This window comes from Desulfoconvexum algidum (assembly GCF_055382125.1).
Map to the genome: position 1 here is coordinate 4,901,589 of NZ_AP042394.1, position 25,624 is coordinate 4,927,212.

The window sequence follows — 25,624 nt, forward strand, 5'->3', positions numbered from 1 at the left end:
ATACCTGGGAACTTGAAAATAGAATAAGTCATCCTTATATTAGATTTATCAGTTAGAACATGGATAGCTCTAAAAAACTGTTGAGGAATCTATAATGCTAAATAAAATTATAAGTCATACCCTCCCTTATTTTCCCCAGAAATTCATCTGGCAATTTTCAAAAACCTATATCGCCGGAGAGAGCATACAAGACGCCATTGATGCGTCCAAAGCCCTGAACCAAAAGAAAATAATGGTTACCCTAGACATCCTAGGCGAATTCATTGAAAACATGCACCAGGCAAGGGTCAACAGGGATGAATATCTGGACTTGATCACCGCGGTGGAGCAAACCGATGTGATTGGCAATTACTCCATAAAACCCACCATGTTCGGCCTTTTGCTGGACAAGGAATCCTGCTATGCTCTCATTCGGGATCTGGTTATCAAAGCAGCATACCACAAAAATTTTATCCGAATTGACATGGAAAACTCCCCATGTGTGGATGATTCCATAGAGATTTTCAGGCGGCTTAAAAAAGAATTTCCAAAAAATGTAGGACTCGTGTTACAGGCCTATTTGAAACGAACCCGATCTGATCTTGAAAACATGCTGGATTTAAGGTCTGATGATTCAGATCTGAACTTTAGGCTCTGCAAGGGAATTTATATAGAATCCCCGTCCATTGCCTATACAGACTACCGTGAGATCAACACCCACTACCTGGAAGATCTTGAACTCATGTTTCGAAACAAGGTCTATCCGGCGATTGCGACCCATGACAAATATTTGATTCAGGGTGCATTGACGCTCATTGACAAGTATAATGTGCCCAAATCCGGATATGAATTTCAAATGCTGTACGGCGTTACCCCCAAACAATGCCAGGCCCTTGTGGGAAAAGGCCATTCAGTTCGGGTTTATGTCCCTTTTGGACAGCATTGGTTTGGGTATTCTACCCGGCGACTAAAGGAAAATCCCGCCATGATGAGCCACATACTCAAGGCCATGCTGGGCAAAGGTTAGCCAAAAAAAACCTCCTCATGCTTAATTCATCCCAGGGTGTTGCGGGCCATGTGGGTATTTTTACCACTAATAGGTTTTTTTTACCATTTATTGTGAGAAGGATGACCATTAATTTTCCCCTATTGTGGGATATACTATTGATATTAAAGCTAATTTGATTTTGGCACACTGTTTGCTACTTGTATCCTATAAATGAAATATAGTTTTTAATTTTTATAAAAAGGGAAAACAATGCATAGAAACGATACGCATAGAAAATCAATCGGGTATATTTTATGGATATTCGGATTCATTGGGGCACACAGATTTTATTATGGGAAACCTATTTCAGGTACCCTCTATTTTTTTACCTTGGGTTTGCTTGGAATAGGATGGATTGTTGATTTTTTCTTGATTCCGTCCATGGATGAACAAGCAGATTTCAGATACGTTGCAGGTGATATTGACTTCTCTCTTGGATTTATATTTCTAACATTTCTGGGTTTGTTTGGTATCCATCGCATGTATATGGGAAAATGGATTTCTGGACTTCTCTACCTTTTTACCGGGGGAATATTTGGGCTTGGTGTTCTGTATGATTTCTGGACCCTGAATGATCAGATATCCATGGAAAACCAGAAAATTGCATATACATAAAAAAATTTCAAAGATATGTGTTTGTACTTTTGATATTATAACCGAAAGGCTGCAGGAAATTGCATCATGACAGATATCACCCGCAATGAACGATGTACCATCGCCGCTCAGGCATTATCCTTGTTTTGAGTTTTAAAAAGCAAAAATAAACCTAAAAAAGCGGAAATGCTCATAGCCCCGAAGGTAAGCCCCCAGGAAATGGTGCTGTTACCACCTCCTGTTAGATCAAGGATAAATCCTACTGCAATAGGGGATAGGGATGCGGCCATAAATCCTGCCAGGGACTGTAGCGCCATTGTAGCACCCCGCCGGTCTGGGTTGGCTGCAGTAATGACACCGGCATGGATGGCTGCAGAATCTCCCTGGAAAAAGATAGTATAACCGATGCACAGGCATACCAGGGCTGGAAAAGGAAGGTCTACCAGAAATCCAAGACTCAAACCGAATAGGCCTGAAATCGTCATTACAATAGATACGATCCTGCGACGGCCAAATTTCACGGCAAGTTCTCCAAAAAAAATACTGGCAATCATTCCGAAAATTCCAGCAACAGCCATAACCGTGGTTGGCGCCATGAAGGGGGTGGGATAGGCTTGGAGAGAAACGGCATATGCAAGGAAGGCCACCATCCAGGAACGGGCTGCAAACATTTCCCACATGTGGCACATATAAGCAATGATATAGGTTCGTGCCGGATAATTTTGCCATACCGGCTTAAAATTAAGGGTGCTCAGGATACCCCGTAATGAACTTTTGGATTTCTCAACCGGCTTGGGAGCCAGGATCATCAGGCATATAATGAGGGCAATTCCGGAAGATGCAGCAGCGGTGAAAAATACAGGTTTCCATCCTAACCATTTGAATATTACGCCTGCATAATAAAAAGAAATACTCATTCCAAGGCCGAAACAGGCTGTATAAAAGGAGATTGTCCTCGGCAGGTATCGAATTTCAAGACGGTCAACAAGGGCTTTCAGACCCGGAATAAAGGTGCCGGCAAGGCTTAAGCCGCACAAAGCTCTGAATATGAGGGCGGACCAGAAACCCTGGCTGAAAACACCAAATCCTATGTTGGAAATCACGCCGACACAGCAGGAAGCAATGTAAATCTTTCGTGAATCAATGCGGTCCGTCAGGCTTGTCAAAACAGGGACTGCAATAGAATATCCCACAAAGTAGATGCCGCTGATCCATCCAGCCTGACTATTTGTCAGATCCCAGAGGTGAATGAAATGGGGAAGTAGGGCCGGAAAGGCAAATACACCGAGCATTCCAAGGACTTGAGCAATACACATGGCAGCCACAATTGAAAAAGCTCTTGCGGGTGTCAAGTCTGATGGGGGTGTTCGATTCATCAATTTTTCATATTTTCATATTTTTTTTGATATGCGCTTAAATTATAGGCTCAATATTATATGTTATGTTGTAAATAGCAATATAATAGACAAGAGGAGGCTTACATTTAGCCTTCATTACAAAAAAAATCACGCCGTGTTTTCTTACCTGGAATACTTATTTTTCATCCACTGGGTATTTAGCCTGGAACCATTCCCGCCATCCGCCCTTTAGCGCATGAACATCCGTGTACCCCTCCGTCATGAGTTTTCGTGCCAGACTGGCACTGGTGGCTTCATTCGTTCAGGCGCAGTATAAGACCAGTTTTTGATTTTTGGGGTATTTATTTTTCCAGGCCATGAATTGCCCAGGATCTGCTCGGTGGGCATCCTTGATTTTAAATTCAGAAGATCCCCAGTCCCTTCCTTGGCGGGCATCCAGAATGGTGAGCTCCCCCTTATCCATCCAGTTCTTCAGGGTCTCCTTGGTGATGACAGAGACAGAAGCCGCCCCTGAATACGAAGAGAAGACCAGCATGGCAGCAAATGGAATAAACAAAAATAAAATTTTTTTCATAATGAACTCCTTGGTTTAGCAGAGAAAAAACGAACCTTACATAGAGAATCCAAATGATATGCGATACATCTCTCTTAGGCTGGCTTTTTAATCAGCTCGGTTTTGCATACAACAAATCATATATTATATCACAAAGTGGTATAGATCAAGGCAAAAAAGGCAGGTGAGACTTACTTTCAATATTTTCGAGGGTACTCAAGTATTATTAGCCTATACGGCTTGACCACATCAGATTTCTTGTTGCACTTTCCAGCCAAGGGTCAGGCCTGGGCTGGGATAAAAGACATCGGGCTGGCTCCGAAATAGCGTTTAAATTCACGACTGAACTGGTTGGGACTTTCATAACCCACACGGGCAGCAGCCTCATTCACCCTTAGGCCCTGGGCCGTAAGCAAGTCCCTGGCTTTGTCCAGGCGGATTTTTTTGATGTATTGTATGGGCGAGGATGCCGTCACTTCTTTGAACGTTCGGTGAAAAGCAGATGGGCTCATGTGGACCAGGTCGGCCAATTCATCCACATCCATGGGCCGGTCATAATTGCCATGAATCTGTTTCAATGCTTTGTCCACTCGTGAGATCTTGGTATTTTGCATGGATATTGCCGCCAGAGCGGCCCCGTTTTCACCACAGACAATTCTGAACATGAGTTCACGGAAAATAGAAGGCCCCATGACCTTTGCCTCCAAAGGAGATTCAAGGGCCTGAAGCAACCGAAAGGTAGTATCCTTTATTGCCAAGGTAGCCTTTGCCAGAAACAGGCCCTGGGTTTTGATTCCGGAGAATTGATTCAAGGGAGGTTCCGGGATTTGGTTGATAAGGTCTTTGATCAGGGGAATATCCAGATCCAGGATAAGGGAGAGCAACGGTGACTCCGGTGTTGCCCGGGTTTCACATTCTGCCGGCAAGGGTACGGACAGGACCAGGTAGTTGTCCGGATTGTATTCATAAGATTTGTCTCCGATAAAGATCTTTTTGGTACCCTGGCCCACAATGATGACCCCTTGATCATAGCACAGCGGCTGTCTGGGCTGAAATTGGGAGGCCTTGTATATCCTGGCTTGACTCAGTCTGGTCATGTTAACCCCTTCTACCCGGGCCAGACGATTCATAATAATCGGAATGGTATCCATGGAATTCTCCTTTTGGGCAATTATACAGGGGGAACGCAGTCAATTACAAGGGTCCTGTTCCAGAAAAATTTCTGGAACAGGACCCATCGTCTTAAAGCGCTTCTTTAAGGATTTGGGCCGATACCTCAAGGGTCACGTCCCCTGTTTCGGAAAGGGCTGTCATCCCGTGTTTTTCAAGAGCTCTAATAATATCTGGAATTTTAGTTTCATCTATTCCATGATCGGTCAGTCGGGTTTTCAGCCCCAGGCTCTGGAAAAAAGTTTCGGTCCTGTCAATGGCCTGATCAATGATCTTTTCATCACTGCCATCAGCGATCCCCCAAACCCGTTGGGCATATTGGATCAATTTAGCTTTCTTTTGTTCCCGTCTCACCTTCCACACGGCCGGCTGAAGAATGGCCAGCGTCAATCCGTGATCCAGACCAAACATGGCTGTCAATTCGTGCCCGATCATATGGGTTTCCCAGTCCTGGGGGACACCGGCACCGATAAGGCCATTCAGGGCCATGGTGGCACACCAGACCAAATTGGCCCTGGCATTATAGTCCTCTGGATTGTCAATGGTGGTTTTTCCTATTTCAACCAGGGTCTGGAGAATACCCTCCGAGGTCCGGTCCTGAAACCTGGCATCAACGGAATAGGTGACGTATTGTTCCACCGTATGGATAAAGGTGTCCACGACACCGTTTGCCACCTGCTTTGACGGCAGGGTGTAGGTCAGTTCAGGGTCCAGGATGGAAAATTTGGGAAATGACAAAGGGCTGAAAATAGGGAATTTGCCACCTTCATAGCTGATAACCCCACCGTTATTCATCTCAGATCCTGTGGCCGGAAGGGTCACCACGGTTCCGATGGGAAAGGCTTTTTTCACAGGAACGGGATTAAACCCATGGGTCAGAAGGTCCTTTGCATCGCCTTCGTAATTAGAAGCCAGGTTGATAAACTTTGTCCCATCCATGACAGACCCCCCGCCCACTGCCAAAAGAAAATCGATATTTTCTTTTTTGACGATATCCACAGCCTTCATCAAGGTGTTAAATTTAGGATTGGGCTCAATATCACCGAATTCAAAAATAGGTCTGTTTCCCAGGGCCTGGGACACTTTTTCAAGGGTTCCAAATTTTTTAACACTGCCACCACCGTATGTAATAAGAACCCGAGCATCCTTGGGTACCAATTCGTCCAATTCGTTCAGCCGGTCTTTTCCGAAAACAATATGGGTGGGGTTATAAAAATCAAAATTAAGCATATTTCCTCCGTCTCTCATCTATTTGGGTTAGATTCTTTATTTGAATCATTGTGTGTATATTCTAAGACCTTTCCACAAGATGACCAGACACAATCCTATCAAGATTGTGCCTATTTCTGCTTTATTTTTAATTGTATCAGAAAAGGCAGACAGATAGTTTTATTCTTTTTTATTTAAATACAGATAGTTGAACAAAAAATCAAAACGATGAAATGCCCATTCCTGGATACAAAAGAAAAAGCGAAATTATTCATCTATCTCCCAGAGAAGTTGATCCTCCTCCAGAATTGATCTTAAAACAGGAAAATGCGAGAATCAAAAGCCAACAATAATTGCCCATCTGATTTTCTATAGAGATGTATAAACCAAAGAATCTGAAACAGTGTCACTTCCTCTTTGCTCGGCTATTTTTAACGCAGCCGTAATGGCGTATAGACCCTTTTCATCAACGCCGACCGCCACTTGTCTTTTATCTTTAAAATTCATTAATAGATATACCAGAGGAAAAGCTGAAGAAACTTTTTCGGCAATATTGGGCATTTCTTCTATCGATTCAAGCTGATCTAAATCAAAACCAACCTTTCTTTTCTCAATGAGTCGTTCTCTCAAGTTTGGCTTTACCCAGAATCGATTTTCGGCTTCATCAAGGGTTACCATTCGACACTGATGTTTTTTATTGACATAAACTATCTTCATTTTAAATCTCCTGCTTATTGGATACCCCATATGTATTGAAACATTTCAGGCGACTGTGTCTTTTAGTTTTTGTTTAAGATTCCAGATCCTCATAGCCCCAAGCCTAGCCATCTTTAACACCTCTTTATCGGAGAGTTGGTAGCCCTTTTCGTTCTTAGCCGGCCGAACAACTTTACAAGACAGCCGGGTCCTGGGTTTGTTCACCAGGATAATCCCCGCCCGATCCGGTATATGTTCGAGATACCCCTCAATATAGTGGGGCACAGCAAAGTAAAGGCGCTTTACATTGCCGTTGATGTGGCCATGGGCCTTTTTTTTATCTGCAATGAGATCCGCCTTACTCACTTTAATTTCAACCTCCCAAAGATATCGGCTTTTGGTTAAAAGCAAAAGATCGCATTCATGCATCGGTTTATTGTTTAACCGCAGGCCCCATTTAACATTCGGGACAATTAGATTTTTCCGGAAGCCAAAGTAGTTTGCTAGGGCAATTTCCATTTCAGGAGTGGTAATTTGGGGTGGCATTTATCCTACCTATGCAATCATAGACTAAAAAATATTTCAATAGCAGACGTCTCATCATATATATTTTGTAACCGCTATTCTTAAATTCAATCGTACCCGCAAAGATATAGTGAATATAAAATCCGTATACAAGGATAAAGTGATCCTCTCCCGGAAAATCAAACAAAAGGGGTAACTAATTTTAAAGGAATTTTTGATTTATGAATTCAATTGCGCTATGACTGTTTAGTGAAATGTTGCCCCGATGGAGTGAGTTGCTCATCAGTCAAGGAGAAGCTGCGTATGAATGAATTTGCCTTTATCCACATGTGTATTAAACAAACCGCCGAGGGGATGCAGGAAGGGCTGACCCATTTTTCAGGGCCGAGTCGGACCGCAGTGATTTACGCGATTAAACCCGAAGATCCCATATACATTTATGATCCGCAAAACCTGCTGGCGGGTCATGAACCAAAATTCAAGGAATTGTATATTGATTCGGATGCGTGGCGGGAAAAAACCGCCATCGGGTATGATAAAAAAAAATTTAGTAACCTGATCCCGGAAAAAAACCTGGAACTCGCCGGACTGATTTCATATGGGGGGCGGTCCAGCACGGTTGTCTACCAGATGTGGTTTACTGAACATCATCCGGACATGTGTTCCATCGGCCCTACGGAAAGGTGGATAGAACAGGCTGTCTGGCGGTTCTCCCATGATGTTGCCAATGAAGAAGCCCTGTATACAGGTATTTCAGGAGGTTTCTTAAAAGAGTATGCCACCCATGCGGTCCGGGACTATCTAGTGGATGAAATGAATGTATTGATCGGATGGGACACACGGATGAGGGTCTATCCTATTTTAGAGGCCGTGCTCAAGATATCCAGGACCCCGGAAGAAGGGTCATGGCCAAAAGGCAAACTGATTTTCGTGGAAGAATGCTCTCTATCCAAACTGCAGTTCATTGCAAAATTTCCAGAAGCAGAACGACCTGTGTTGGAAGATGTCAAGCATATTAGAAAGCTGTTGCAGACCGTTGAAAACTCGGAACGAAAACTGGTGGCCGATGAAAAAACAATCATCGGCATTATCAAGGGTGACAGTCCTGATTTTTCGATTACGGCTAATTTTGAGGGGTCATACGGATTTTTAGCGCTGAACGACGATAACGTCTGCTCTTTTTCCGATGGTTGTTTCCAGTCAACCACCCGCAAAGCAAAACTTGTACAGGTAGAAGAGATTTTGCTGGATTCAGATATGGAGACTGAAGATGTGTCCATCTTATTTAAAACGATTTCCGACATTGTCCACAATGCCGTCAGGCTGCAACACGGATGCGCCATTGTTGTTGACCTGAATACCCCCCCTGTTTCTATCTCGAGTCAATGTCTTGAACACCCACTTGACCTTAAAAATCCTGACGAATTCGAACTGGCCAAATCCCTGTCCCGGGTGGACGGAGCACTTCATATCGGGGCTGATTTGAAACTTCACGGTTTTGCCTGTCTTCTGGATGGTCATTATATACCCTATGAGCACAGGGCCCGGGGCGCAAGGTTCAATTCAGCCCTGCGCTTCACGGCAGAACATGAGAAGGTCATTGCCATCGTGGTATCTTCGGATTCTCCTGTCTCCGTCATGATGGACGGCATTGTACTGGATACCAAATGGCACTTGAAACCATCCATCTTCTGCAACACACCGCAGCTGCTGAAAAAATGGGTGGTCGCCTCTGATTCTGCGTATTATTGATCTGAGTTGCCCGGGGGGCAACCCTTGATTTCCGGCGTATAAAGTCATGGAAACTGAGTAATTTATATACACCTATCCAGGTTCCCCGGGTAAAAACGATACACACTCCCTTGGACATGCCCTATCCCCAAAGATTTAATTATCTTATTTTACCTTTTAATTTAAGTATCTTATAAAAAAATAATCCTTCTGGCACAGGGGTTGCTATTATAATATTCAGAACGATCAATAATGATCAGCACATTTAATCTAAACAAGGAGCATGTTATGAAAAAATCAATGATAGTCATCACTTCTTTACTGGCAGTGGCCCTTCTGGCCACCAGCGCATTTTCATGGGGCCACGGGAACAAAGGAGATGGAAAGGGTTGCGGCGGTTCTGGACAAGGCTATAATGCAAATGTCTGGAATGACCTGTCCCAGGAACAACGGGACGGATTAACGGCGCTCAAGCAAAAATTTATCGATGATACCTATGAGACCAGATCTGCCATGATGGTCAAACACCAGGAAATGCGCATGCTCATGGAAACCTCTGACCCTGACAGAGCCAAGATCGATGCCCTGGCCGAGGCCGTCACAAAGCTTCGTACCCAGATGCAGACCAAACGCATTGATTTCCAGCTGGCAGCCAAAAAGATTGCCCCTGAACTCACTGGGTTCGGCATGGGCGGTCGTAGCGGATTTGGTGGTAAAGGCAACAATGGCGACTGCCCAAAGAAGGCCAAAGGATGCCGCCAATAGTTCCTCCAGATAGTTCTTATTTCCATAGACGCCCGGGAAGTTTTATCGCCTTCTTCCCGGGCGTTTTTTCATTTCATGACGCCTTTTTTTTACCCACAGGACAAGCCAACTCGCAATTTCGGCAGTATTTAAGGGTTGGCAAACTGGAATCTACTCCATCCACAGGTCGATTTCCCAGAGCAATTTCATCAAGGTCCATCTGGACCTGACAGGTGGGTCTCCAAAATCTGCCGTCCCGGCCCGGGAGAATGTCCTGGTCATACTCATCTCGTGCATAAAATTTGTTCCCAAAGGCTTTTTGAGGGCAGGCACTGCGGCAGAATTGTTCACATTGAAGGCAGGGATCAAAATTCCCAGGCCCGGTGGAGGGCAGCTCAAGGTCAAGGGTCAAGGCGCGAAGACGAATCCTTGGACCAAATTCAGGGGTGACCAGAAGATTGTTTTTCCCGATACAGCCAAGACCTGCCAGGACAGCAGCATCCTTAAGATAGGTACCCCCTTTTTCCACGCGATAGGGCAGATGAAAGGTCTTGATGCCTTGGTTTTTTTCTATCCAAGCACACAGATTTTTTACCAGGTTGATAAGAATGCGGTTGCCAGGGGGATTTTTCAGACCCAGCCACCAATCCATTTCCGGTTTGTCTTCAGGATGCGCAACACCAATGACCAAAATAGTTTTGGCATGTTCGGGCCAGGCGGTCTCCCCTGGTTTAAGGTCCAGGTCATTTCCCCAGGTTTCCAGGTATTCACCCGCATTGGGCATTTTCGGAGCAAAGGTAAAAGAAGGGGCTGCCTTCAACCCATCCACCGATGCAAACCCGGCCAGGGAAGCACCCAATTCCTTTGCTCGGCCAAGGATGGCAGACGAAGCTAACAACATCTGTTCATTCATAGAACACGCCTTTATCGTTGAGTGATCCCTACATCCTCTGTATTTTCAGATACCACCCTGTTTTCCAGGGCACCCAGCTTTTCAATCCGTGTTTCCATCACATCCCCGGGGGTAAGATAGACCGGAGGATTCCGGGTAAAACCGACACCAGAGGGGGTGCCCGTTAAAATAAGGGTGCCGGGCAAAAGAGTGGCAGACTGGGACAGATAAGAGATAATCCGGGCCACGGAAAAAATCATATCGCTGGTATGGCCTTTCTGCAACCTCTCTCCATTGAGAATGCATTCGACCCTCAGATCCTGGGGGTCACCCACCTCATCCGGGGTAACCAGAGCCGGTCCAAAGGGACAGAAGGTATCAAAGCTTTTCCCTTTTACCCATTGGCCGCCACCCCCATTTTTTTGCCACCGCCGGGCAGACACATCATTGGCACAGACATACCCCAGCACATGGTCCAGGGCCCTGGCCTCGGACACGTTTTTGACAGGGGACTTAATGACCACCCCAAGCTCTGCCTCGTAATCCACCTCGGGAATTTTTGCACAGGAGGAAGGAATCTGAACGGCGTCTCCATGGGCGATAACAGAACCGGGATTTTTCATGAATACCACCGGATACTCGGGCAATGCCACACCGGTTTCTTCAGCATGGAGCCGGTAATTAAGACCAATACAAAAAATAGCCGTCGGCTGGATGGGGGGAAGGAGCGTTTGGACCGATATTGGCTGGCCTGTCTCGGAAAACTTTGAAAAAATATCTCCTTTTAAAAGGGTGGCCCTATGACCGTCATAGCCGGTTCCCCAGGCCATTTTTTTATCTTGGGTCATGAATCGAATTATCTGCATGCTTTATTTTCTCCTATTATTGGGATAAACAGAGGGGGTAACCAAATTTTTGTTATTGGATAGTATGCGTGAAACCCATGGAAATGGAAAGAATTTTTAAAAATCTTCCCCAAAAAAAAGCCGATTTAATTTTGCTCATCCTGGCTTCCCAGAACATTGGTGCCCGGGTTGAAAAGCAATTAACTATGGGTAAATCCGGCCACTGGCAATTTGATATCCTGGTATCCCGGGAGCAAAAGGTTGGTGCGGTTAAAAGTGTGGATCAATATTTCCGGGAAAACAAATTTTTCGGCCTCCCCAAAAAAATCCAGGAGGTTGAAATCTCTTCTTTTAACACCCCTGCCGCCTATGTCATTATGGCACTGCTCGTTGCCGTCCATCTGGCCTGCCTGAAACTTGGCATCCACAGGGAGATGATCTTAAAATTTGGTGCCTCTTCCCTGTACATTGGCCAGGGGGAGACCTTTAGAGCCATCACAGCCCTCTTTCTCCATTCAGACGGGCAGCATATATTGGGCAACCTGGCCGGTATCCTCATCTTTGGGGCCCCTCTGATCAGCCTGGCAGGATATGGCACCGGCCCCTTTCTTCTTTTGTGTGCCGGCACCAGCGGCAACCTGGTCAATGCATATTTTCATCAAACCGCTCTTTTATCCATTGGCGCCTCCACAGCCGTCATGGGAGCGGCAGGTGCCCTTGCTGCGTATCAGATGCTCAACAGCAATCGCCCCTTTCAATTAAACCGCCTGATTCCCCTGTTTGCCGGCGCCACCCTGGTGGGCCTGTTCAGCCAGGGAGAAAACACAGATATCTCTGCCCATGTGTTTGGGTTCATGGCAGGTATTTTCTGGGGCTTTTTATTTTTCCCCCTTTCCAAAGTGTTACGCAAAAATTTTAGGCCGGGAATAATGGAACCTGTGGCATTTTTTTTAGTGTTTACCCTACTGGGATCGGCAATCTTAAGTGGATTTTAAAACAAGATAACCCTTTTATTTCCAATAATTTATTCAATTTTGTTTATTAAATTCTTTTAATTTTGCTAAATTCTGTGCTAAGAAATTTGATACACCTTTAAATCGTTGCTGAAAATACCGCTGAGAACCAACACCTGAAACTGTCGCCTTAAAAAACTTAACCACCCCATGCACTATTGGACCCGTATTCTTTAGATATTGGAGGAAAATATGAAAGAACGATCTCCCAGCATTCTGATTCTGGGGGGAGGCGTGGCCGGGATGGCGGCTGCCCATTCCCTGAAGCATCAAGATCTGTCCGTTCACCTGGTGGAAGAACAGGAACAACTTGGCGGCAAAGCCGCGCTGTGGTCCTGCATGGCCACGGATACCTGCAAAAATTGCGGTGCCTGTCTAAGCCAGGCACTGGCCCAAAAAATGGCAGAACAGGAAAACCTCTCCCTTCATTTAAAAACAAAAATCGCCGCCCTTAGGAGAACCGACCAGGGCGTTGAAGCCCTCCTGACTTCGGGCAAGACCATTGTGGCTGCCAAGGTGATCATGGCCACCGGATTCTCACCCTTTGATCCGGCCGCCCTTCCCTCCCTTCATTGGGAAACGAGCCCAAAGGTCATCACTACTGCAGAACTCAACTCTCTGCTCAAAGAAGAAACACTGGCCACTCTTTTAGACGAGACCCCATCCCCAAAAATTGCCTTTGTCCAATGTGTGGGATCCCGGAACAGGGAATTGGGAAAGGATTATTGCTCCCAGGTCTGCTGCAAGGTTTCCCTGCGCCATGCCCGAAAAATACTCCATGAAATCCCAGATGCCCGCATCACCCTTTTTTACATGGATCTTCAAATCATCGGCAAAGAAATCCGCCAGGCCCTTAAAAAGTTTTCCAGGGAAATTGAACTGGTCCAGGGCGTTCCGGCCGAAATTCTGGAAACCCCAGACACCCATGGATTAACCATGATAACCGAAGACAGGACCACCCACGCAAGGATCGCAAGACAATTTGATCTGGTGGTGTTGTCCGTGGGCATGGCGCCGGCCCCGGGGTTAAACGAAACCGCCGCCCTCCTGGAAGTTGTTCCCAATGGCTGGGGGTTTTTCAATACAAAGGATGCCGCCCTTACCGATGATCTTTATGTTGTGGGGTGTGCCCGAGGCCCCAAGGATATTTTGGCCTCCGTCCAGGAGGGCAAAATTGCCGGAACAAAGGTGATAGAAGACCTGGGTCTTGCCAAACCGCCTGATATAAAGGTGGCGGTTCTTGGAGACGGACCCCAGGCCGCCAGGGTTGCAAAGGCCGTGGCCGCCCGGGGATACCCGGTGTATGCCTTTGGTGCCGGCTCGGAAACATCCCTCCCCCGGGGCAGCCGCTGCCTTCCCCAGGCCAGGATTCTGGCTCTGGACGGCACAATAGGAAAGTTCTCCATCTATTTTGAAGACCAGGGCAATAAAGCGACATTCACCTGCGGTGCCATCATTGCGGCTCCTGAACCCTGCACCACCCCCAATGCCGGCAGGGGCGACTTTCAAGCCGCCATGGACCTGAACTCCTTTGGACAAATAGCCCCCAAGGAACTGCCGGAAAAAAGCCTGATCCTCCTGGATTATTTTGGTCCGGAATTCAAAACCGAGGCCCGCCAGGCACTCACACTGGCCATGGCCGCAAGACAAGCCGGAAAAAAAATCACCCTGCTAATGAACAACATGCTGGTCCACGGCGCTCTGGGCCAACACCTCTATGACCAGGCCCGACGCTCAGGCATCCACTTTCTCAGGTTCAATACCCCGGAGGATATTGAAATAAAAGCCCAGAAAACAGGATTTCACATCCGTCTCAAAGAAGCCACCCTGCCCGCCGTTTCCCTGACCCTGGAATGTGACTGCCTGGTATTACCCGGAAATATCCGTCCCTGCCAAGGGTTTGAGGCCATTGCAAAATTACTACGCTCTTCCCTGGACCGGGAAGGATTTTTACAATCGGCAAATGTTCGACACCGGCTTACCCAAAGCCCGCGAAAAGGACTCTTTTTTGCCGGAACCGGCCATGATGAGGTGGATGAGCATGAGCTTACGACAGAAATTAAAGATATTTTATCCTCCCTTTGCACCCAGAATGCGCCCCGCAAAAAGACAGGGGTTACAATCAATGAAAAACTCTGTGCCAAATGCCTGACCTGTTACCGGATCTGCCCCCATGCCGCCATTATTCTCAACAAAAAAATGCGGCCCCAAATCGTGGAAGATGCCTGTTTCTCCTGCCATTTATGCTATTCCAACTGCCCGGCCTATGCCATTGAATCCGAAGAATTTACCAATGACCAGGTTGCAAACCGAGTTGCGGACAAGAAGAAAAAAGACCAGGTGGTGATATTTGCCTGTGAGCGGTCTGCTGCCCTGGCCGCAGACAAGATGGTGCTTCCAAAAACAACCCGGCTGATCTCCCTTCCCTGTACCTGCCGAATCTCCTGCGACATGATTTTAAAAGCAATGCTCAACGGGGCTTCAAAAATTATTGTCAGCGGATGCCATGACGGGAACTGCAGATCCACGAAAGGCAGCACCACGGCCAGGTTAGCGGTTGACACCATGGCAAGAATGCCCGGGATACCCCCGGGAAGCGTTGCATGGAAACCTTTAGCAGCCAATGAATCCCACAAATTTGAACGCATTATTTCCAAGGCATAAAAGGAGAAGGGTTATCTTATATGGAAACGACAACGATCAAAACCGAATCAAAACTGACCCAAGGGCTCAACCAATTCTATTTAGGAGACAATATATCCGAATGCCTGACCTGCGGTGCCTGCAATTCCCGGTGCACCTGGTTTGACGGACCAGGGGGCCCCATCCCCCGGCAGATGGTCCGCATGGCAGCGTTGGGACTGGATGAAGCCCTAGTGGAAAGCGGCATGCTCTGGGATTGCCTGATCTGCAATAGATGCACCCAGGGGTGCCCCATGGGCATTTCCATGGACCTGGTGGTCCGAAAAGCCAGAAGCCTTGCAATTGCAGCAGACAAAATTCCGATCGACATCGAAAAGGGCATCAAATCCCGGCTGGAAACAGGGGATGTCAACGGGCTGACCCGAGAAGAATTTGTGGAAACCGTTGAATGGGTGTCTGAAGAATTCGCGGATGAAATGGAGGATCCAAACGCCACCATCCCCCATGATATCCCGGGGTCTAAATTTCTCTACCTGCCCAATCCCAGAGAACTTGTCAGTAACCTGCTCCATTTGTCGGCCATGGGAAAACTCTTCTATGCCATGAAGGAACCCTGGACCATGTCCTCTTTTCACACAGACGTCACCAATTGGGGATATTTTGTGGGCAAGGACGATATTGCCCAGCAAATCGCCCGCATGGTGGTGGAACCGGCAGAACGCTTAGGCATTGAAACCCTTGTTTTAAGCGAATGCGGCCATGGCTACCACGTACTCAAATTTTTACTCCCCGAACTGATCGGCAGAAAACCCAATTTCACGGTCATAAGTATTCCGGAATTAACGCTTGAATATGCCCGAAAAGGGGTTCTTAAATTTGACCCGACCCTCCACCCCTATAAAATCGCCTATCACGATCCCTGTAATATTGCTCGAAAATCAGGAGGCTATGACGCCCCCCGGGAACTTTTAGCCCTGTGCTGTGACGGGGTGGCGGAACTAACCCCCAACCGGGCGGACGGGGTTTGCTGCGGCGGCGGAGGCGGTCTTCTCCAGGACAGCACCAGCACCAAAAAACGGATGATCACGGGCAAACCCAAGGCAGATCAGATGCAGGCCGCTGGATGTGATCATCTGGCCACGGCCTGTCTCTCCTGCCACCGCCAACTGGATGAATTGTCCACTCATTTTGAGCTGGGAATAAAGGTAGATACCGTGGCCTCCCTTGCTTCGGAATCCCTGATCCTGTAGCCATATACGAACAGACAATGGCATTCAGATAAGAATCAATCAATTCTCGGTGAGTAAATATGGTGAGTGAATATATAGATATCTAAAAAGGACTTCTGCAAAAATTTAGACATGCTTTTCGTAAAGGAAATAACAGCATAGGCTTTTTAAGCCAGGACTTTTTGTCTCCAACGAATGTCCCTTTACCCGGCACCGTCAGGGAACGTTAGTCTTCAAATAAGTTTACTGTTGGGCTTTGGGATTAAAAAATTCGGGGTACTACATATGGTGGTTGGAAAACTTTGAATAAAATCCGGACTAACAGGGATAGTCCACTCTTCTTTTTAAAATCTCAAAAGGCAGGACTGTAGCCAGAAGTGTTCAGTCAATTTGATATATTGAGTTGAATATAGGAAGATGGGTTTGATTAAGATTATCAGGAAATATAGTTGAACGTTGGAGTTCAGATCCACTGCATAACTTGTTATGTAAGGCTTTAGGTAAATCTTAATAATTTATAAGCTATTCTTTTCCTGTAACCAAAATCAAACGTTCGTCAATTGCTGGGCCATTATAATAAGTATACTTCAGAGTGAATTTTTTTGTCTCAATCGTTTTTTCAGTGTTTCCCCAGAAGGCATTTTCAATTTCTTTGCCTTTTTGGGGAGCATACAATTTTATCAGTATTTTTAATGCTTCTTGTGCTTTATTTTTATCAGCGTGAATTCCATATCCCCTATCTTTAGACCAATCATTCCACATGAATTTGATATTTTTTACACGATTTGTATTTGAAATTTCATTTATGAACCATTTCACTGTTTTGGCATCTCCCTGAATACATCCATACAAAGCACCTAAACCATTTGATGCCGGGGTTGTTTCAGAATCAACACATCTCAACATCTTTGTGGCTTTTATTGACTCAGCAGAAAATGATTCAAACTCATTACTGAACGCATTGCCGTGAAAGCACGAAAACAAAAAAATCAAATATAAAATTTTATTAATTTTGGAGTACATTACTTTCTCCTTCTGTAGACATAACGGTTGAGCTGAAAGGTTTCTGAGCGTTAGTCCCCGAAATCCTTTCCGGCGATTTTGTGGGTAGGCTATATGTGATTGTTAAATGACAATTCCTCAACTGTATGGTATTTGAAAATCAATTCCTGAACCCATTATTTGAACAAAAAGAGGCGGAGTACCCCAATCATCTGTTATTAGCTCATTTACCAGATTCTTTCCCTCATAACCTTGTTCCTTCAACTCAGCAAGCCTCAATAAAAAGCTTTTGGTTTCTGTGAACTCTTGAAGGCTACCATCTACAAATCTAATTGTTACCCGAATCATGTAATTATCCTCATTGCCTGATAGCCTTTTTGCTGGTGTTCTTTTCTATCAATTCTTTAGCCTTCGGCAAACGCTTTAGTATTGCTTTGTATCTTGGACCTTTTCTTACTTCCGCAATGCCTTCTGTTCTATTTGCTTTGTAGAAGCCCTCAACAGCCTCAATATATTTTTCGCAGTAAGCAACTTCTTGCTCATAATTTTTTTCTTTTCTCGACAAAATTGCTACTCTTTCAAAATAGTATGGGGCAGGAACCATTCCAGCCTTATTCATAGTATTTAGCTCTGCATCACAGCATTTTTTCATATAATTTATATCATGCTTTTTGTCTTCTGCTAACTCCCATGTTGGTTTGCCTTCAACTAAATTTGCACCATCAGTAATTTCAGTTATTAGTTCACCTGAAGTTTTTGGCTCGCTATTGGGCTTGTGAAAATCAGGGTTCTTCTTTCCAAATAATTTACTTAAAAGACTCATTATTGTTACCTTGCCATGTAACCGGTTGATGTGCAGGTCAGTAAATTTTGTTAATTTTAATGATATCTAACCAATTTTTTAAAATCGATTTAAAAATTCCTTACCAATATTTCTAATGTCTGTAAAGATATTTCAAAAATCAACTTTGGTGGAAATATAATTTAATCAGGAAAGATAAGCAGGGATGTTCTTTATTGGAGATAAAAGGAAGGGGATATCCATTCTGCTATGGTGCAGACTTTGTCTATACGTCCGGTTTTTATTGAGGGGATTTTTGGGTCTTGATTATAGCCAGTAGTAACCGCTTAAAAATTCATAGATTTGATCTGTCAGGATATTATATCATACTTTCAGCACCTCATCGCATGAAAATGAGAGTGTTTTTTTCGGCCGATACTATCACGGTGAAATGGATACCTCTGGTTGAACATCAAGGGCTTTAAGGTATTCTATCCCTTTTTGATATATCATTTCTTCAATCATTATAGGCCTAATGTCGCTTTTAATTCATCTATCGAGTAATGTGTTCCTCGCCAGGTGATTCCCTTATTCAATATGGTACTTATAGTAGCTTTTGTTATAATATATATTTTGAAATAAGGAGAAACAAGTGACCATACAGAATACCAGGGGGATATTTTTACCTTAATCGATATATTTGCAAACGGTACAATACGGACAATCACCGCAACACCAAAAAGAATATGTGTGGTACCAGAAGAGAAAAAAAATGCCCAGAGTGGAAGAATATTAAACATAAAAATAGAAAAGATATGGAGGATTACTTTCATCAAACTGAAATGATAAAGTGCAAAAGTATTTTTCATTACACCATTAATAAATTCCTGGACAGTGGCATACCATCTTACCTGAACAAATTGTTGACCAAGAAGACAGTCTTGAGAAAACCCGTGTTGCTTAAGAACTTTTCCAAGCATGATGTCATCGATAGGATGCATTGCAAAGGCCGAGTGACCATCTATTGCTCTATAAGCGGAAGCTTTGACTAAATTGAATGCTCCCACTCCTATGTATTTATTACTATTCTTGTCTTTAACCTTCCAGGGTTTGAAGTTCAGCATCAAGTCAAAACCAGCATCGATAAAAAGGGTGTTCAAAAGTCCTCCATGGGCAATAGATCCAAATACTATACTCATATGGTCCAACTTATTGGTGAGCATATGATGCATCGCTCTGGAAAGGGTAGTCTTTTCCATTATAATATCAGCATCGGTAAAGAGAAAATATTCACCGTGTGCCATTTCAGCAGCATAATGCAGGGCATGACTCTTTCCTATCCAGCCCTTAGGTAGTTCAGATATTTTATGGAGTATTATATTAGGATATTTACTTTTGATCGAATCTATCACAGCATTAGTATTATCTGTTGAACGATCATTCACCACAATGATCTCTAAATTGGTATAGTCCAGTGCTATAAGAGACTTCAAAGCAGTTACAATAGTGTCTTCCTCATTACATGCCGGGATGATGACAGAAACTATTGGGATATCTTCCTGTTGAATCTGTTGAATATCTTTAATGTCTTTCATTTGCCTCATTCCTAAGGCAATTTTTAAAAACCAGATAATAGTATGAACAAGAATAATTATCGCTAACCAAAATAAAAGAGCCATTAATCAAATCCTAATTTTGAGGAATTATGTTTTTCAAAATCATTTGCCTAATATATCAAAAATTTAATTGGTTGTGTGATTTAAAACAGTTAACCATTTATTGGCAAGTCATTTATTGACAATAGTTCTTTCCAAAATTCCAAAATGGTTAAGATAATATAACTATATAATAATTGGAAAATAAAATCGATGATCAGTCCAAAAATTGAGGTAATATGAGTATTGCTGGGTTATGATGCTAAAATAAAATTTGCATGGTACGCAAAAGCCAGAATATTGAACCTACTAATAATGCAAATTCGATTAATGAAGCCACAAAAAGGCCGGACTTCATTTTTCCTGATTGAAAAGATAGTAGAGGGAATCCTATCTCACATGATTCTAACAGTTTAACAATATCAGAATCTATATGTTTATTCGTTCTGTATATCAAAAAATTTCCAATAAGACACGATGTAGATATCAATATTAAAGCTGTTGCTATAGCTATCTTATTATCTTTAGTAGCAGATGAAGTAAATGCCTCTCTAATAAGGAAACCAACACTTACAATAAAAATTGTGCCTGCTTTTAAAACATCTAAAGTTAAATTGTGTTGCGCTTCTAAACGTGTTTTTAATAATTCTAAACGAAATTCTTTTTCTTTCATAATTTTGTAATAGAGTCGAAACTCTTTTTTGTCAAGAAGTAATCTTCAATACCTTAATCCCATCCATAAAAATCATCTATTGATAATGTATAAAATCTGAAGTAAGTTTATTGGAGGTTATAGATTGTTTTCGAAAACTCAGTTTTTTTAATTCCCAGCATTTTAATTTAAGGGAACTATAGCCAGGAATCCACTTATTTTCAGAAGCAATTTTCTATATTAAAAAACTGACTCTATGTATCAACCGAAAACTATGTATATGTTCTGCCAAATTTTTTTACAAAATTTTCATAGCGGTTGTTGAAGTATTCTCTTAACTCATCAGCGGTGTTAAACTTATTTAATATCAAACAAGTTGCTATATTCCTTAAATTTAATCTTCGATTGAAACTCTCTGTCAGCTGCCCTGGCAAGCCTTCAACCTCCTTAACTTCACTCTCGTTAATCCACTTTTTCCCTGCAGTTTTTTGCAGTCGGTCATTAAGGTTCGACTTATGTTTTTCCTCTATATCGATTTCATTGTTTATGAATTTGACAAGCTCTGTTCTAAGGGCCGCAACTTGTTGCTGCTGATTCGCTTTTTCCAGTTCTTCGATCTGGTTTTGTTGGTTTTCGTTAGCGGTTTCAAATTCTTTTTTTTGATCCGCTTGTAAATCCCTTTGGGACTGTAAGGTCCTGGCAAGGTATATCAATGTTAAAAATAGTAGTATTGGACTCAAAACCCCGTTTAGATAAGATCCGAAATTCCCCCAATCAGCGGCGACGCCTGAAAGCGGCCCATGGAATTTGGAACGGTAAGATAATAAAACGGCTACCGTTGCAACCAACATGGCAACCACCAAGAAAACAATTTCGTTCGAGAACATTTTTTTCATTAAACACGAACTCCATTTAGTACTTCACAGCTCCACGGCCCATATTGCCCTATTTAAGGCTTTCCAGCCCAAACATCGCTTTACTATCTTTATCACAAAAAAAGTCTGCATGGTCGATAATATTCAGTTATAAATTGCCAATAGCGCTTGGACACTGGAATATAATCAAATTGATGGGGTAAAAGAGCCTATCTTAAAAATCGCTTGAGTTAGAAATACTTTCATTATGACTTTATTTTTTATCGGAAGATGGTTTTGATTTGTATCATTATCATGAAGATTTCAATGTGTAGACTATGTCTATTATTAACCGCCCAAAGACTTGCCAGAAAAGGCGATCACTATTTCTGAGAGTCCTTCCTATCTGGTATTCATAACTGGTGATCAAGCAAGGCCTCCAGGCATTTATAAATCAAGCACTTCGGCTCTGTTAAACGGTTATTCTGCGGAAAATCCTTTGCAGTCATTATCTATAGCATGTCTTTTAGATTTCGGAAAATTTCGACAATGGTCGGGCTTGGTTTCATGAATCCTACAGATATATTTATCTTTTTTAGGGAGTTTTCTTAACCAAGGGCAGCGATCTACTGGTTCGCCGGTCTTCGGATTGACCCAAATATCATTCAATCCTACAAATGAAACCACCCAATCCAAAATGTCATATCGATTTTCCCGTTCCCAACGTAGCACATCAGAGTCAGGAACAGACGTCTCAAAGGCATCTGACAAATCAAGACAGCAATGACCACATTGGATGCATTCGAATTTTTCCATTCCAGTTTCAACCAAAATCCCGGTGCCATCAGTTTTAGGGTGTCTGGCAACTTTTGCACTTACCATCTCAATCCTTGAATATACCTCTGCAATTATTTCTGGCGGCATAGAATTTACCAAATCTATAAAAATTTCCACCAGGTCGACACCGTAATAGAATTGTTCGCTGCTATCTGATTTTATCCACAACCCATTACGATCGACAAAATCTAATGGATGCATCTTTATTCGGTCTTTTCGAATCTCAAAATTTCCGAAACCCTCAATTAGCGGTTTGATCTCTTCTTGTTTTTTTAGTTCAGATTGCATCATCAGGGTGTTTTTTAACTCTTTTACGGCTTCAGAAATAGAAACAAATTTTAGATTTTTTCTACCCATGGCAAATTAGTCCTTAAAAAGAGGTTATTCATAACTCCGGGCGGATTCACTGTCAAAAGGTACATGATTCAGGCGGAGACATCAAATGTTCGATTTTTAAAGATCTGATTTTGTTTGAATAATACCGGTAAAAAAAATACAGGAATAAAGAAAATATCTGCCGGTAAAAAAAAATGGGATATGAGATGACTCCACTATGGATCGAAGACATTATCAGTGATTAGTTCCAATTTATATCGGCACTTTAAATTTTTTCACTGAGGACTACGTCAAAAAAGGAATTTTCCAGTGCCAAATTCAGAGGCACACACTATTATTAAGTAGTCCACAGTTTTTCTAAATCGAAACCTGACACAAGATCTTGTGGTTGGAGAAAATTATATTGGTCTACCAAAAATCATAACCCGCAGCTACAAGAACCTGTAGAAATTGTTCAATCAGTACGCTGCAATCTTCACCGGCCGGTTAGGACTCCCACCAATAATGTTCAGATCAAATTTTTCAAAGAATGGTGCAATAAGTATCGGTATCGAGATAATTGCTGATAATAGTCTGCGCCCCTTTATGAATTGCCATAAATAATGTATTAGCCATTATGATGGATATTTTGATAGCAACGGATATTTTCGGACACACCCCGTCCCTGGACCGGCTGGCCGGGCGATTAGATGCTGGCACCATCAAGATCATTGATCCCTATGACAACAAGACAAGTTTCAGGGATGAGGCAGCGGCCTATGCCTTTTTCAAAGGTCGGGTGGGCCTTGTTGCCTATGCAAAAAAAATCACAGATCACCTAAAGTCTGATCACCTAAAGACGGGCAGGCTGCCCCAAATCCTGATTGGGTTCAGTGTGGGGGCTGCGGCCATCTGGAGTTTATCCACCGACCCTGCCTTTGCCGGCATCCAACAGGCCATTGGGTTTTATGGCTCCCAAATCCGGCAGCACACCCGACGCCAGCCGGCCTGTGACACCCGGCTTATCTGGCCTCGATCAGAACCCCATTTTGATGTGGATCACCTGATTTCAGAGCTTAAAGAGACCCCAAAGGTTTCCTGCCACAAGGCTAGGGGTCTCCACGGATTTATGAATGAACGCTCCCAAAATTTTGATGCGGCTTTGTACGAGACCTACATTGAAATACTCAATCGGAAAGAACCCAAGCTGACAATCAAATAGAAATACTGCCCTCAAAAGCCAGGGTGGCCGGACCGGTTTTAAAAATATGACCACTTTCCTTGTCCCAAAAAATTTCCAGATCCCCGCCATCTAGGTGGATAAGAGCCCGGTGACCGGTTCTTTTGGTGAGGGTTGCCGCCACAAGAGATGCGCAGGCACCGGTGCCGCAGGCAAGGGTGATACCGGCCCCCCGCTCCCAGACCTTCATCCTAAGTTCTGTGTCACTGACCGTTTCAATAAATTCCACATTGGTTTTTTCAGGAAACCTGCCATGGGTTTCAATGGCGCGACCGATTCCTTCAACATCCACCCCGTGAATGTCCGGCACAAAAACCACGGCATGGGGATTTCCCATGGACACAGTGGTGACAATTTTTGTGCCAAAAGGGGTTTCAATGGATTCCTCAATGCCGGTTTCATGGTCACAGACAAAGGGGATTTTCTTACAGGACAAAACAGGCACCCCCATGTCCACCTTCACCGAGGAGACCTGATCGCTCTCATCCACAACAACCTCGGGGATAACGGTTCCGGCAAGGGTCTCAACCCGCATGGAGCGGTGGGTCAGTATTTTTTTCTCATAGAGATATTTGGCAAAACACCGCATACCGTTTCCGCACATCTCAGGCTCGGTTCCATCGGAATTGATGATCACAAACCGTATATCATGGTCCAAGGACTCCCGAGCCAGGATAATGCCGTCCCCCCCGATACCAAAATGCCTATCACACAATTTTCTGGCAAGGTCCGAGTAGGAAATGCTCGCTTCAATCCGCTTGTCTCGATCATCCAACATCACAAAATCATTGCCAAGGCCTTCCATCTTGGAAAAATCGAGTTTCATATGCAGTTTCCTTTAAGACTATTTTTCAGTTAAGACTTTTTTTCAAGTGATACTTTTTTCATTGTTCCAGGCAATTTAGTTACACTGGCCAAGGCGTTTAATAATCTCATCCCCCAGGGCTTCTACCTGCCAGTTCCGCATGGCATCCAGCCGCCCAAGATCCGCTTGTGTCCGTGGGTTTTCAAAAGCAATGGCTGAAATCAGAGCGTTGTTGATCAAAAATCCCGGTTCCATGCCAAGGGAGACGCTTAAGCGTTCCCGCATTTTTTTCAAAATGTCAATACGCTCTAACACCTGGGGGCTTTTCCGGGGCAGGCGGGTCTTAGGATAGGAGGGCAATTCCCCGTGGGACAGGGCCAGGGCAGAAGAGATGGCTTCCTGGCACAGACTGCCGTACATGTCTGCCTGTTTTTTACTCAAGGCCCTGATAGAAACCATTGTATCAATGGCCTTGGGACGATGAGTGGCCAGGGCCTGAAGAGATTGGGCGGACATGATTTTAAACAGGGGCAGATCTTTTTTTTCTGCCGCGTCCATGCGAACCTGGAGCAGGTTTTCCAAAATTGCCAGGGTCCGGTTGTCCATTTTCCCGGCACCCTTAAATTTTTTAAACAAGGGCAGTTTATGGTTGGACTCATATTTCACACTGGCCTGGGCCTCAAATTCTTCCTTTGCCCAGGCAAAACGGTTCATCTTTTCAAGCCGCTCTTTTATGCGGTCGTGGAGCGCTATCAAATGTTCGACATCCCCCACGGAATAGGTAATCATGTCGTCTTTTAACGGCCGCCGGGACCAGTCCACTTTTTGAAATTTCTTGTCCACAAATACATTAAATTGCTCTTTTAAAAGGGCACCAAGACCCCGTTCACGAACATTTAAAAACCGACAGGCAATTTCCGTATCAAAAAGATTTTCAATGCGACATCCCATTTCCCTGTCTATACTTCTGACGTCAAAATCAGACCCGTGGAATATTTTAACAATATCTTGATTTTCAAGCAATGCGACAAAGGGGGAAAAATCAGAGATCAAAAAAGGATCCACCAAAAAGGCCTGGTCCTTTCCTGCAATCTGGATCAAACAGATTTTTTCCTTAAAACAATACATGGAGTCTGCCTCCAGGTCCACACCGATTATTTTTTCCTTGCCAAGACCCTTGCAGACCGTTTCCAATTCCCCATCTGACTCAATAAACTTAAAATTCAACATCTTTTCCCTTGATTGTTTACATCA

Annotated in this window: 25 protein-coding genes; 8 read left to right on the forward strand and 17 right to left on the reverse strand. The window is 44.0% G+C overall.

All coding sequences use genetic code 11. The annotated features are described in order from the left end of the window. Positions 1-94: 94 nt before the first annotated feature. Positions 95-1,006 (forward strand): proline dehydrogenase family protein, encoded by a 912-nt coding sequence (locus ACZ45G_RS22280; RefSeq protein WP_464172712.1) that lies wholly within the window; start codon positions 95-97, stop codon positions 1,004-1,006. Positions 1,007-1,237: 231 nt separating this feature from the next. Continuing rightward, the gene (locus ACZ45G_RS22285; protein WP_464172713.1) at positions 1,238-1,642 is read left to right on the forward strand and encodes an NINE protein; all 405 of its coding nucleotides are present in this window, start codon (positions 1,238-1,240) and stop codon (positions 1,640-1,642) included. A 107-nt stretch (positions 1,643-1,749) separates the two neighbouring features. On the opposite strand, the gene ACZ45G_RS22290 is transcribed toward ACZ45G_RS22285, so the two are convergent. The 6 genes from ACZ45G_RS22290 to ACZ45G_RS22315 all read right to left on the reverse strand — a co-directional run bounded on the left by ACZ45G_RS22290 (position 1,750) and on the right by ACZ45G_RS22315 (position 7,153). Further along, on the reverse strand, positions 1,750-2,997 hold the full coding sequence (locus tag ACZ45G_RS22290; protein ID WP_464172714.1) for an MFS transporter: 1,248 nt from the start codon (positions 2,995-2,997) through the stop codon (positions 1,750-1,752). 157 nt (positions 2,998-3,154) lie between these two features. Further along, positions 3,155-3,553 carry a rhodanese-related (seleno)protein gene (locus ACZ45G_RS22295; RefSeq protein ID WP_464172715.1) on the reverse strand — a complete coding sequence of 133 codons (399 nt, stop codon included), beginning with the start codon at positions 3,551-3,553 and terminating at the stop codon, positions 3,155-3,157. A gap of 260 nt (positions 3,554-3,813) precedes the next feature. After that, on the reverse strand, positions 3,814-4,683 hold the full coding sequence (locus ACZ45G_RS22300) for an AraC family transcriptional regulator (protein WP_464172716.1): 870 nt from the start codon (positions 4,681-4,683) through the stop codon (positions 3,814-3,816). Between the two features lie 91 nt (positions 4,684-4,774). After that, positions 4,775-5,932: an iron-containing alcohol dehydrogenase gene (locus tag ACZ45G_RS22305; RefSeq protein WP_464172717.1), complete on the reverse strand. Its 1,158-nt coding sequence runs from the start codon at positions 5,930-5,932 to the stop codon at positions 4,775-4,777. Between the two features lie 348 nt (positions 5,933-6,280). Then, complete coding sequence (locus tag ACZ45G_RS22310) at positions 6,281-6,628, reverse strand: hypothetical protein (RefSeq protein ID WP_464172718.1); 348 nt, start codon at positions 6,626-6,628, stop codon at positions 6,281-6,283. A 45-nt stretch (positions 6,629-6,673) separates the two neighbouring features. Beyond that, positions 6,674-7,153, reverse strand: coding sequence for an MmcB family DNA repair protein (locus ACZ45G_RS22315; RefSeq protein WP_464172719.1), 480 nt, complete (start codon positions 7,151-7,153; stop codon positions 6,674-6,676). Positions 7,154-7,435: 282 nt separating this feature from the next. Here ACZ45G_RS22315 and ACZ45G_RS22320 point away from each other — a divergent pair, with 282 nt between their 5' ends. Together ACZ45G_RS22320 and ACZ45G_RS22325 are read left to right on the forward strand one after the other, a co-directional pair. Beyond that, the gene (locus ACZ45G_RS22320) at positions 7,436-8,884 is read left to right on the forward strand and encodes a diadenylate cyclase (RefSeq protein ID WP_464172720.1); all 1,449 of its coding nucleotides are present in this window, start codon (positions 7,436-7,438) and stop codon (positions 8,882-8,884) included. A gap of 267 nt (positions 8,885-9,151) precedes the next feature. Next, the gene (locus ACZ45G_RS22325; RefSeq protein WP_464172721.1) at positions 9,152-9,628 is read left to right on the forward strand and encodes a Spy/CpxP family protein refolding chaperone; all 477 of its coding nucleotides are present in this window, start codon (positions 9,152-9,154) and stop codon (positions 9,626-9,628) included. 73 nt (positions 9,629-9,701) lie between these two features. On the opposite strand, the gene ACZ45G_RS22330 is transcribed toward ACZ45G_RS22325, so the two are convergent. Together ACZ45G_RS22330 and ACZ45G_RS22335 are read right to left on the reverse strand one after the other, a co-directional pair. Further along, positions 9,702-10,520: an epoxyqueuosine reductase gene (locus tag ACZ45G_RS22330; protein ID WP_464172722.1), complete on the reverse strand. Its 819-nt coding sequence runs from the start codon at positions 10,518-10,520 to the stop codon at positions 9,702-9,704. Positions 10,521-10,531: 11 nt separating this feature from the next. Next, positions 10,532-11,365 (reverse strand): fumarylacetoacetate hydrolase family protein, encoded by an 834-nt coding sequence (locus ACZ45G_RS22335; RefSeq protein ID WP_464172723.1) that lies wholly within the window; start codon positions 11,363-11,365, stop codon positions 10,532-10,534. A 77-nt stretch (positions 11,366-11,442) separates the two neighbouring features. Here ACZ45G_RS22335 and ACZ45G_RS22340 point away from each other — a divergent pair, with 77 nt between their 5' ends. The 3 genes from ACZ45G_RS22340 to ACZ45G_RS22350 all read left to right on the forward strand — a co-directional run bounded on the left by ACZ45G_RS22340 (position 11,443) and on the right by ACZ45G_RS22350 (position 16,250). After that, positions 11,443-12,339 carry a rhomboid family intramembrane serine protease gene (locus ACZ45G_RS22340; protein ID WP_464179991.1) on the forward strand — a complete coding sequence of 299 codons (897 nt, stop codon included), beginning with the start codon at positions 11,443-11,445 and terminating at the stop codon, positions 12,337-12,339. 210 nt (positions 12,340-12,549) lie between these two features. Beyond that, entirely contained in the window at positions 12,550-15,021 is a 2,472-nt protein-coding gene (locus ACZ45G_RS22345; RefSeq protein WP_464172724.1) for an FAD-dependent oxidoreductase, read from the forward strand. Between the two features lie 20 nt (positions 15,022-15,041). Continuing rightward, positions 15,042-16,250 (forward strand): (Fe-S)-binding protein, encoded by a 1,209-nt coding sequence (locus ACZ45G_RS22350; protein ID WP_464172725.1) that lies wholly within the window; start codon positions 15,042-15,044, stop codon positions 16,248-16,250. A gap of 501 nt (positions 16,251-16,751) precedes the next feature. Here the strand turns inward: ACZ45G_RS22350 and ACZ45G_RS22355 are convergent. The 7 genes from ACZ45G_RS22355 to ACZ45G_RS22385 form a co-directional block, all read right to left on the reverse strand. Next, complete coding sequence (locus ACZ45G_RS22355) at positions 16,752-17,252, reverse strand: hypothetical protein (protein WP_464172726.1); 501 nt, start codon at positions 17,250-17,252, stop codon at positions 16,752-16,754. 117 nt (positions 17,253-17,369) lie between these two features. Then, positions 17,370-17,579, reverse strand: a complete 210-nt coding sequence (locus tag ACZ45G_RS22360) for a hypothetical protein (RefSeq protein ID WP_464172727.1) — start codon at positions 17,577-17,579, stop codon at positions 17,370-17,372. A 10-nt stretch (positions 17,580-17,589) separates the two neighbouring features. Beyond that, complete coding sequence (locus tag ACZ45G_RS22365; RefSeq protein WP_464172728.1) at positions 17,590-18,054, reverse strand: hypothetical protein; 465 nt, start codon at positions 18,052-18,054, stop codon at positions 17,590-17,592. 482 nt (positions 18,055-18,536) lie between these two features. Beyond that, positions 18,537-19,691, reverse strand: coding sequence for a glycosyltransferase family 2 protein (locus ACZ45G_RS22370; protein WP_464172729.1), 1,155 nt, complete (start codon positions 19,689-19,691; stop codon positions 18,537-18,539). 238 nt (positions 19,692-19,929) lie between these two features. Then, entirely contained in the window at positions 19,930-20,340 is a 411-nt protein-coding gene (locus tag ACZ45G_RS22375) for a hypothetical protein (RefSeq protein ID WP_464172730.1), read from the reverse strand. Between the two features lie 251 nt (positions 20,341-20,591). Further along, positions 20,592-21,215 carry a hypothetical protein gene (locus ACZ45G_RS22380; RefSeq protein WP_464172731.1) on the reverse strand — a complete coding sequence of 208 codons (624 nt, stop codon included), beginning with the start codon at positions 21,213-21,215 and terminating at the stop codon, positions 20,592-20,594. 438 nt (positions 21,216-21,653) lie between these two features. Continuing rightward, the gene (locus ACZ45G_RS22385; protein WP_464172732.1) at positions 21,654-22,367 is read right to left on the reverse strand and encodes a YkgJ family cysteine cluster protein; all 714 of its coding nucleotides are present in this window, start codon (positions 22,365-22,367) and stop codon (positions 21,654-21,656) included. A gap of 595 nt (positions 22,368-22,962) precedes the next feature. On the opposite strand from ACZ45G_RS22385, the gene ACZ45G_RS22390 reads away from it, so the two are divergent. Next, the gene (locus tag ACZ45G_RS22390) at positions 22,963-23,547 is read left to right on the forward strand and encodes an alpha/beta hydrolase family protein (RefSeq protein WP_464172733.1); all 585 of its coding nucleotides are present in this window, start codon (positions 22,963-22,965) and stop codon (positions 23,545-23,547) included. Here ACZ45G_RS22390 and dapF read toward each other — a convergent pair. Both dapF and ACZ45G_RS22400 read right to left on the reverse strand, forming a co-directional pair. Further along, complete coding sequence (gene dapF, locus ACZ45G_RS22395) at positions 23,540-24,391, reverse strand: diaminopimelate epimerase (RefSeq protein WP_464172734.1); 852 nt, start codon at positions 24,389-24,391, stop codon at positions 23,540-23,542. The two genes, ACZ45G_RS22390 and dapF, sit on opposite strands and share 8 nt — an antisense overlap. 75 nt (positions 24,392-24,466) lie before the next feature. After that, on the reverse strand, positions 24,467-25,600 hold the full coding sequence (locus ACZ45G_RS22400; RefSeq protein ID WP_464172735.1) for a ribonuclease D: 1,134 nt from the start codon (positions 25,598-25,600) through the stop codon (positions 24,467-24,469). Positions 25,601-25,624 lie beyond the last annotated feature (24 nt).

Bases quoted from the DNA above. Each gene is read 5' to 3' on its own strand.
- ACZ45G_RS22280 (WP_464172712.1), top strand. From the start codon at position 95: ATGCTAAATAAAATTATAAGTCATACCCTCCCTTATTTTCCCCAGAAA.
- ACZ45G_RS22285 (WP_464172713.1), top strand. From the start codon at position 1,238: ATGCATAGAAACGATACGCATAGAAAATCAATCGGGTATATTTTATGG.
- ACZ45G_RS22290 (WP_464172714.1), bottom strand. From the start codon at position 2,997: ATGAATCGAACACCCCCATCAGACTTGACACCCGCAAGAGCTTTTTCA.
- ACZ45G_RS22300 (WP_464172716.1), bottom strand. From the start codon at position 4,683: ATGGATACCATTCCGATTATTATGAATCGTCTGGCCCGGGTAGAAGGG.
- ACZ45G_RS22305 (WP_464172717.1), bottom strand. From the start codon at position 5,932: ATGCTTAATTTTGATTTTTATAACCCCACCCATATTGTTTTCGGAAAA.
- ACZ45G_RS22310 (WP_464172718.1), bottom strand. From the start codon at position 6,628: ATGAAGATAGTTTATGTCAATAAAAAACATCAGTGTCGAATGGTAACC.
- ACZ45G_RS22315 (WP_464172719.1), bottom strand. From the start codon at position 7,153: ATGCCACCCCAAATTACCACTCCTGAAATGGAAATTGCCCTAGCAAAC.
- ACZ45G_RS22320 (WP_464172720.1), top strand. From the start codon at position 7,436: ATGAATGAATTTGCCTTTATCCACATGTGTATTAAACAAACCGCCGAG.
- ACZ45G_RS22325 (WP_464172721.1), top strand. From the start codon at position 9,152: ATGAAAAAATCAATGATAGTCATCACTTCTTTACTGGCAGTGGCCCTT.
- ACZ45G_RS22330 (WP_464172722.1), bottom strand. From the start codon at position 10,520: ATGAATGAACAGATGTTGTTAGCTTCGTCTGCCATCCTTGGCCGAGCA.
- ACZ45G_RS22335 (WP_464172723.1), bottom strand. From the start codon at position 11,365: ATGCAGATAATTCGATTCATGACCCAAGATAAAAAAATGGCCTGGGGA.
- ACZ45G_RS22340 (WP_464179991.1), top strand. From the start codon at position 11,443: ATGGAAATGGAAAGAATTTTTAAAAATCTTCCCCAAAAAAAAGCCGAT.
- ACZ45G_RS22345 (WP_464172724.1), top strand. From the start codon at position 12,550: ATGAAAGAACGATCTCCCAGCATTCTGATTCTGGGGGGAGGCGTGGCC.
- ACZ45G_RS22350 (WP_464172725.1), top strand. From the start codon at position 15,042: ATGGAAACGACAACGATCAAAACCGAATCAAAACTGACCCAAGGGCTC.
- ACZ45G_RS22355 (WP_464172726.1), bottom strand. From the start codon at position 17,252: ATGTACTCCAAAATTAATAAAATTTTATATTTGATTTTTTTGTTTTCG.
- ACZ45G_RS22360 (WP_464172727.1), bottom strand. From the start codon at position 17,579: ATGATTCGGGTAACAATTAGATTTGTAGATGGTAGCCTTCAAGAGTTC.
- ACZ45G_RS22365 (WP_464172728.1), bottom strand. From the start codon at position 18,054: ATGAGTCTTTTAAGTAAATTATTTGGAAAGAAGAACCCTGATTTTCAC.
- ACZ45G_RS22370 (WP_464172729.1), bottom strand. From the start codon at position 19,691: ATGGCTCTTTTATTTTGGTTAGCGATAATTATTCTTGTTCATACTATT.
- ACZ45G_RS22375 (WP_464172730.1), bottom strand. From the start codon at position 20,340: ATGAAAGAAAAAGAATTTCGTTTAGAATTATTAAAAACACGTTTAGAA.
- ACZ45G_RS22380 (WP_464172731.1), bottom strand. From the start codon at position 21,215: ATGAAAAAAATGTTCTCGAACGAAATTGTTTTCTTGGTGGTTGCCATG.
- ACZ45G_RS22385 (WP_464172732.1), bottom strand. From the start codon at position 22,367: ATGGGTAGAAAAAATCTAAAATTTGTTTCTATTTCTGAAGCCGTAAAA.
- ACZ45G_RS22390 (WP_464172733.1), top strand. From the start codon at position 22,963: ATGATGGATATTTTGATAGCAACGGATATTTTCGGACACACCCCGTCC.
- dapF (WP_464172734.1), bottom strand. From the start codon at position 24,391: ATGAAACTCGATTTTTCCAAGATGGAAGGCCTTGGCAATGATTTTGTG.
- ACZ45G_RS22400 (WP_464172735.1), bottom strand. From the start codon at position 25,600: ATGTTGAATTTTAAGTTTATTGAGTCAGATGGGGAATTGGAAACGGTC.